Annotated in this window: 8 protein-coding genes and 1 pseudogene; 2 read left to right on the top strand and 7 right to left on the bottom strand. The window is 51.1% G+C overall.

The annotated features are described in order from the left end of the window. A pseudogene (locus B3F49_RS03340) lies at positions 1-239 on the bottom strand (RsmB/NOP family class I SAM-dependent RNA methyltransferase); the annotation flags it as partial. 62 nt (positions 240-301) lie between these two features. On the opposite strand from B3F49_RS03340, the gene B3F49_RS03335 reads away from it, so the two are divergent. Beyond that, positions 302-973, top strand: coding sequence for a cytochrome c biogenesis CcdA family protein (locus tag B3F49_RS03335; protein ID WP_293891120.1), 672 nt, complete (start codon positions 302-304; stop codon positions 971-973). 9 nt (positions 974-982) lie between these two features. Further along, complete coding sequence (locus B3F49_RS03330; protein ID WP_293891123.1) at positions 983-1,669, top strand: TlpA family protein disulfide reductase; 687 nt, start codon at positions 983-985, stop codon at positions 1,667-1,669. On the opposite strand, the gene trhA is transcribed toward B3F49_RS03330, so the two are convergent. The 6 genes from trhA to B3F49_RS03300 form a co-directional block, all read right to left on the bottom strand. Continuing rightward, positions 1,656-2,321 (bottom strand): PAQR family membrane homeostasis protein TrhA, encoded by a 666-nt coding sequence (trhA, locus tag B3F49_RS03325; RefSeq protein ID WP_293908945.1) that lies wholly within the window; start codon positions 2,319-2,321, stop codon positions 1,656-1,658. The genes B3F49_RS03330 and trhA overlap by 14 nt on opposite strands. A gap of 127 nt (positions 2,322-2,448) precedes the next feature. Further along, positions 2,449-3,192 carry an amino acid ABC transporter ATP-binding protein gene (locus tag B3F49_RS03320; RefSeq protein ID WP_293891137.1) on the bottom strand — a complete coding sequence of 248 codons (744 nt, stop codon included), beginning with the start codon at positions 3,190-3,192 and terminating at the stop codon, positions 2,449-2,451. Further along, positions 3,185-4,045 (bottom strand): amino acid ABC transporter permease, encoded by an 861-nt coding sequence (locus tag B3F49_RS03315; protein WP_293891129.1) that lies wholly within the window; start codon positions 4,043-4,045, stop codon positions 3,185-3,187. Before B3F49_RS03315 ends, B3F49_RS03320 begins: the two co-directional genes overlap by 8 nt. 166 nt (positions 4,046-4,211) lie before the next feature. Then, positions 4,212-4,994 (bottom strand): transporter substrate-binding domain-containing protein, encoded by a 783-nt coding sequence (locus tag B3F49_RS03310; RefSeq protein ID WP_293891132.1) that lies wholly within the window; start codon positions 4,992-4,994, stop codon positions 4,212-4,214. Positions 4,995-5,169: 175 nt separating this feature from the next. Next, positions 5,170-5,919, bottom strand: a complete 750-nt coding sequence (locus B3F49_RS03305) for a basic amino acid ABC transporter substrate-binding protein (RefSeq protein WP_293908943.1) — start codon at positions 5,917-5,919, stop codon at positions 5,170-5,172. 92 nt (positions 5,920-6,011) lie between these two features. Further along, positions 6,012-6,395, bottom strand: a 384-nt coding sequence (locus B3F49_RS03300) for a divergent PAP2 family protein (RefSeq protein WP_293908942.1), incomplete at its 5' end; no start/stop codon positions are given.

Raw genomic sequence — 6,395 nt, 5'->3', positions numbered from 1 at the left:
CCCCCGGGAGCGGCGCACATATCCAGCACCGCATCGCCGTCCTGTACATCCAGGAGCTTGGCGGCAATGATGGAAGCCTCATCCAGATAGTAAATCTGTCGCAATCCGTCGCTGAAGGCAACCGGTTTCCGCTCGACAAGCAACGCCTCCTTGAGGGTATTCCACCGACTTTGATAAATCTGTGCATAGTAGGACTCGAACGCATCGCCGCCTTGCTGTTTACCCTTCTGTTTGGCCATGAACTGACTGTACCAAGTTTTAGGCCTCTTGTGAACCTTTTTGAGGTGTGCTATGCTCAGCCATGGCATATTTCACCGCATTTTTGGAAGGAATCATCAGTTTTATCAGTCCCTGCATTCTTCCCATCCTGCCGCTTTACTTCTCCTATCTGGCAGGTGGCGTCGCCCAGAAGGAAGAACAGAACGGTGTGCTGTTGAAGAACAGCATTGCGTTTGTCATCGGCTTCACCATTCTGTTTGTGACACTCGGTGCTGCATCCACTACCGTGGGCAAGTACTTGAGTATGCACTTGTCCACGCTTAATCGCATAGGAGGGGTGCTTGTCATTCTTTTCGCCCTCAATAATCTGGGTTTTGTTCTCATACCGGCTCTCAACAACAACCACAAGTTCCAGTTGAAGAGCTTGAAAAATATGAACATCCCCAAATCCATGCTGTTCGGGTTGGTGTTTGCGATCGGATGGACGCCCTGCGTGGGCCCGCTGTTGGGTTCCGCCCTGATGATGGCGGCCAACGCCGAGCTGGTTCACAAGGGCATGCTGACTCTCTTCTTCTATGCGATGGGCCTGGCTATTCCCTTCCTCTTCTCAGCCTTGCTGCTCGATCAGATGGAAGGAGTCTTTGCGGCGATCAAGAAACACGCAAAGCTCATAACCATCATAAGCGGACTGTTCCTCTTGGTCTTCGGCGTTGTCCTGACCCTTGGATTCAACCCGGCCGCACTATTTCTCTAGGAGCCTATCATGCAAAAGAAAACACGGAATCTCGTCATACTGGTTCTCTCATTCATAGTCCTGATCATTGTTGCCTCGGTGGCATACAACGCACTTCGTGACAGCACCCCCGCCGTCTCCTTCGTTCCTCAGGTTGCAGCCCTTCCTGAAACGACGGAGAAGAAGCAGGTGCAAACCAATATTTCACCTGCAGCAGTTCCCGCTCCTTCCGAGCCTGAACCCGTAGTTGAAGATGAAACTCCTGCCGTTGAGGACGGAGTTGAAGCGAGTGCACCCACGATGCCCAATATTCCGCTCTTCACCTTGGACGGAGTTGAAACGACGTTTGAGGATGTCAGGCAGGGTAAACCGGTGGTTATCAACTACTTTGCCTCATGGTGTCCTCCCTGCAAACAGGAGCTTCCACATTTCCAGAAAGCGTATGACACCTACAAGGACCAAATCAGCTTCATCTTCCTGGACGCCCTGGACGGCCAGCGGGAAACCTTGGAGACCGTCAAAGCCTTCATCCGCGATTTCCCGTTCACCGGTCCGGTCTACTACGATGAAGGCATTTTTGCCTATATTTTCCAGACAAACAGCCTGCCTACCACAGTGTTCATCAACGCTGATGGAACCCTGGCCAACGGCTATTTAGGCTATGTGAGCGAAAGTGTCCTTCAGGAAAACCTGGACAAGCTGCTTACACAAGAGTAAGCATGTAGCCGGCAAAGAAGAGAGCGCTTCCCCCGATGCAGAAGAGATGCCAAATGGCATGGTGGTGGGGGATGCGCTTGCCTGCATAAAAAATGACTCCTATGCTGTAGGTGAGCCCTGCTGCGATTACCCAAACCAAGAGTCCTTCGCTCAGATAGGGGATGATATCCTTCCAGAAGAAGACGATCAGCCAACCCATCGCCAAGTAGAAGAATACATGCAGGGCCTTCAGCCTCCCCCAAAAGACCAAGCTGAACACGATTCCCAGCAGTGCAATCGCCCAGACCAGGATGACAAGCATATGGGCCGTTGGTGTGCCTATGGAGAGCATCAAGGGGGTATAGGTTCCCGCTATCAAGAAATAGATGTTGCTGTGGTCGAGGATCCTGCAGATACGCTTGGCATTGCCATAGGGTAGACCGTGGTAGAGCGCTGAAGCCCCATAGAGCAAAATCATGGTGAGTGCCCAGACAACCAAGCCCACCTTCAATGAAACTGATTCAACCGAAGGCAACCTCAAAAGGATTACAACAAAGGCGACAAGGGCCAAAGCAACCCCGACCACATGGGTGATTGAGTTTTCCCTTTCCGCCCTCGGATCATCATACGTATGCAAGGTGATGTGACTTTCAAGCCATTGCGTGAATTTCATCTGAAAATTCTCCTATTGGATGTAAACGATAGTAGTCGGAGGCTGTTGATGCAATGGTAGAATTGGACTGTTTCTCCACTAGTAGAAATCTATCAGGCCTAAAAAAAGGGCCTTTCGGCCCTCTTGATCAGAGAATGTGTTCCAAAAAGAGTTTGGTTCGTTCACTCTTTGGACTGCTGAACATCTGATCGGGTTTCCCGATTTCCACGATGGTTCCATCATCCATGAACACAACCTTGTCTGCTGCAGCTTTGGCAAAGCCCATCTCGTGGGTTACCAAGAGCATGGTCATACCGCTTTTTGCAAGCTTGAGCATGACATCCAACACTTCCTTGATCATCTCCGGATCCAAGGCGCTGGTCGGCTCATCGAACAGCATCACTTTCGGCTGCATCGCTAGAGCCCTTGCAATGGCTACACGCTGCTGCTGACCGCCGGAGAGTTGGGGAGGATAGACAAGAGCCTTCTCCTCAAGCCCGACCATCTTCAGCAAATCCATGGCCTGCCTGTCGGCTTCCTTCTTGGAGAGCTTCTTGACCTTCAACGGGGCGAGGGTGATATTTTCCAGTACCGACAGATGGGGAAAGAGATTGAAGGATTGGAAAACCATACCTACTTCCTCACGAATCTTTCTCAGGTCGACATCGGGATCGGTCACCTCATCATCATCGATGAAAATGTGTCCTCCGGTTGGGTGCTCGAGCTTGTTTATGCTGCGCAGCAGTGTCGATTTTCCGCTCCCCGACGGACCGATGATCACCACGACCTCCCCGTGCTCGACGGTCAGGTTGGCGTGTTTGACGGCTTTTACCGTCGCATGGTTGGTCGTAATATAGTCTTTTGAAAGATCTTCTATGCGTATTCTAGCCATTTTCATGCAACCTTTCCTCCAATATGCCTACCAGACGGGAGAGCAGGAGGGTGATGATGAGATAGATGAGAGCGACAACCAGCATGGTTTCCAGTGAGAGGAAGGTGCGGGAGATGTACTCCCTTCCTTTGCGCAGGATATCACTCAGTGCTATGGTGGACACAAGCGATGAGTCCTTGAGCATGGAGATGAACTCATTGCCGATCGCAGGCAGGACAACCTTGATGGTTTGAGGAAGGATGACGTAGCGGAACGCCTGCGAGCGGGAGAGCCCCAACGCAATGGCGGCCTCCATCTGGCCCTTGGGGATGGCTTGAATTCCGGCTCGTACAATCTCGCCCATATAGGCGCCGAAGCAGATGGAAAGGGCGGCCACCGCAGCTATCATGCCTTCAATCTTGAAAAACCTGCCCATGGCGTAATAGATGAATATCAACTGGACCAACAAGGGAATGCCCCTGATGAGCTCGACGTACACACCGCTGACCATATTGACCCAGCGCCGTTTGCTCACCGATCCAAGACCGGTGACTGTACCGATCACCAGAGCGCCGAGAATGGCAAAAATGGTTGCCTGGAATGTGACGGGGGCTCCCTTGATGGTTACCAGGAAGATATCCCGGTAGGGTTTCGGCTGGAACAGGACGAGAGCGGCAAGCAGGGTGATTGCACTGAAGAATGTGATTCTCCAGGAGTTGAGGAGGTGTCCGTCATCCTTGCGGGGAATGAGCACGCCATCGGTCATTTGGATGGTGACAGGTTTCTTTTTTTGTGCATTGGGATCGACGGAAACTACTTTCTTCCGAACCGCTTGCAGTTTGTATTCGTCGATATCAGCAGGTGTATGTTCCATATATACTCTCAAAAGGAAATTTTTACTACAAGCTAGTACTACATAATTATGCAGTTAAAGTCAAGCTACAATGTATAATTATTCAGACATTCCCAAGAACCCTTGCTTCCTCATGCAACAAGCCGCCCGAAGGCGGCTTGTCTCTGAAACAACAGCGTATGAATTCTTACAAAATGTTCCACTTTTTCTTCAGCTCAGCCATCCTGCCGCTAGCTTCGATCTGTTTCAAGCCGTTGTTGACAAGGTCGAGCACTTCCGAATTGCCTTTGAGCATGGCGATTGCAATCGGTTCAGGGTCTCCGAGATCGCTCGCACTTCCGGCAACCTTGAGCTTGCTTGCATAGTTGGGGTTGGAGAGGACGAAATCGCTGGCGATTACGCTATCGGTCACCACAGCCTGCAGGTTTCCGTTGAGCATGTCCTCGATGGCGAAACCAATCTCGTCGTATGCCTTGATGGTTGTCTTGAAGGAGGGGTTTTTCTTCATGTAGTCATCAAGGAAGATGTGGCCGGTGGTTCCCAGCTGCACCCCGACCACCTTGCCGTTGAGGCTTGCTGTGTTGGAGAGGGTGGTGTCTCCGATCGGAGCAAGGATTGCTTGGGTGATGATCATGATCGGAGTGGAGAAGTCCATGGTGGCCTTGCGTTCCTCGGTGACCGAGACGCCGCTGGCCACTGCATCATATGCACCATTGGCAAGACCTGCGAAGATGCCTTCCCATGCAACGTTGCGGATGGTGATTTGTACATTATTGACTTTTGCAATTTCGTTGACCAAGTCTATCTCAAAACCAACGATTTCCCCTTTCTCATCAACAAACTCGAGCGGAGGCCAGGCGCAGTTGGCTGCAAAGACATACGATTTCGTGCTCTCTTTCTGCCCTTGGGCGAACAGAAGTGCAGATGTTGCAAGCAATAGGACCAATACGAGGATTCCAAGCTTTTTCATGACACAGCTCCTTATTCATGGATATGCGTATAATGCATACTTATACATTGAATGTCAACTATAAAGGAATAAATATACAAAAAAATCGAAATATTTGGATAATCCTCCGTGCTAAGGCACAAGTGGACCAGAAAAAAGGGGAGCATTAGCTCCCCACAACCGGCTTCTGTCGTTCTTACAGCAAATTCCACTTTTTCTTCAGTGCATCGAAACTGCCGTCAGCCTTTGCCACCTCCAGACCCTTGTTGATCAAGTCGAGCAATGCCTTGTTGCCCTTCTGCACCGCAATGGCGATATCCTCTTCAGTAAAGGGAGTGCCTGCGACCACCAGACGATTCTTGTAGTTCTCGTTTGCAAGCACAAAATCGCTGGCGATCAGGGAATCGCATACCGCCGCATCCACGTTGCCGTTCAAGAGGTCCTCGATTGCAAGTCCGATGTCGTCGTAAGCCTTTCTCTGCACAGGGTAGTTCTCCAGGGCAAAATCACCGGTGGTACCGATCTGTACGCCGATTTTCTTGCCGCCGAGGTCGTCGATTCCATTGACCTTGCTGCTGTCGCTGCTGCGGATGATGACTACTTGGCCTGCAGTAAGAATCGGGGTGGAGAAATCCATGGTGGCCTTGCGTTCCTCGGTCACGGTGACGCCGCTGGCAACACCGTCGTATGCACCATTGGCAAGACCTGCAAAGATGGTGTCCCACGGGATGTTTTTAACCGTCATCTGTACGCCGACCTTCTCGCCGATGAGCGGCATCAATTCCACTTCAAAGCCGGTAAGCTGTCCGTTTTCAACAAATTCCAGGGGAGGCCATGTGGCATCGGATGCAAACACATATCCGCTTTTTTCTTCTTTTTTCCCCTGAGCAAAGACCAACGTTGCGGCCAGGACCAGGATGAGCATGGTGAGTATCGTTTTTTTCATAGTTGACTCCTTCAATAGCACGTATACAAGGCATCATGCATACATATGCAATGAAAGTCAAGCAAAGGTGAATATCTATGCAGTTAATGGAACTAAAGGCCGGATATGGAGTTTGTTATCAAGAGACCCACGATCAGGCCGAGGATGGTTCCTCCAAGCACTTGGCTGAACGAGTGTCCCAGCATGGTTTTCAAGTTTTCAGGAGTGAATTGGCCCTCCCGATGGATGTCGCTGAGGATGCGGCTCCATTCGTTGATGACCTCCGCCTGCTTGCCTGCCTCCCGCCTGATACCCATGGAATCGTGGATGACAACCGCAGCAAACGTGGCCGCTATGGCGAAGTATACAGTACCTACTCCTTGGGTGAAAGCAATGCTGGTCACCAATGCAATCACTCCTGCCGTATGGCTGGAGGGCATGCCGCCGGTGCTGACAAGCAAATGCCACGTGAACCGACGCTCGAATAATGCATTAAT

The sequence above is a fragment of the Sphaerochaeta sp. UBA5836 genome, assembly GCF_002432845.1.
Classification (GTDB): Bacteria; Spirochaetota; Spirochaetia; order Sphaerochaetales; family Sphaerochaetaceae; genus Sphaerochaeta.
The sequence above is the reverse complement of the archived record's forward strand: the minus strand, read 5'-3'. Positions and strand labels throughout refer to the sequence as shown.

Bases quoted from the DNA above. Each gene is read 5' to 3' on its own strand.
- B3F49_RS03310 (WP_293891132.1), bottom strand. From the start codon at position 4,994: ATGAAAAAGCTTGGAATCCTCGTATTGGTCCTATTGCTTGCAACATCT.
- B3F49_RS03330 (WP_293891123.1), top strand. From the start codon at position 983: ATGCAAAAGAAAACACGGAATCTCGTCATACTGGTTCTCTCATTCATA.
- trhA (WP_293908945.1), bottom strand. From the start codon at position 2,321: ATGAAATTCACGCAATGGCTTGAAAGTCACATCACCTTGCATACGTAT.
- B3F49_RS03305 (WP_293908943.1), bottom strand. From the start codon at position 5,919: ATGAAAAAAACGATACTCACCATGCTCATCCTGGTCCTGGCCGCAACG.
- B3F49_RS03315 (WP_293891129.1), bottom strand. From the start codon at position 4,045: ATGGAACATACACCTGCTGATATCGACGAATACAAACTGCAAGCGGTT.
- B3F49_RS03335 (WP_293891120.1), top strand. From the start codon at position 302: ATGGCATATTTCACCGCATTTTTGGAAGGAATCATCAGTTTTATCAGT.
- B3F49_RS03320 (WP_293891137.1), bottom strand. From the start codon at position 3,192: ATGGCTAGAATACGCATAGAAGATCTTTCAAAAGACTATATTACGACC.